The organism is Leucobacter celer subsp. astrifaciens (assembly GCF_001273835.1).
Lineage (GTDB): Bacteria > Actinomycetota > Actinomycetes > Actinomycetales > Microbacteriaceae > Leucobacter > Leucobacter celer.
In genome coordinates this window covers 1-357 of sequence record NZ_JHEI01000232.1, presented here as the reverse complement: position 1 = coordinate 357, position 357 = coordinate 1, and the positions used below count along the sequence as shown (strand labels likewise).

1 protein-coding gene is annotated in these 357 nt (G+C 54.3%); it reads left to right on the top strand.

All coding sequences use genetic code 11. The features are described from left to right. A partial coding sequence (locus AMS65_RS19915) for a hypothetical protein (protein ID WP_162231796.1) occupies positions 1-357 on the top strand: 357 nt, incomplete at its 5' end.

Here is a 357-nt window from a genome sequence, read left to right as displayed (position 1 = left end):
GAGTTCGGTCTGTCTGACGTCATCACCGAACAGGCGAGTGCGGCGGCTCCGCCGGTCACTTCGAACGTGAGCCATGAATTTGTTCGACGCACTTCTGAGCTCAGCGTCATTGAATTCAACGCTGAACTTGATTCCTTGATCGCTCAAGTGCAGGCGCACGTGAAGAAGCGCTCTCACGGGCGTGGGCCTCTGGGAATTGCAACAATCAACCTGTCCCCAGATGGGTATGTGAATTCCATTCGATTGAATTCCGAACGACTTCGGGGAGTCGGCGCGAAAGCGATCGAGCAAGACATTGGGTATGCGATTCAGGAAGCCACTGAATCAATGAGTCGGCCGTTCGACGGACTCGAATAG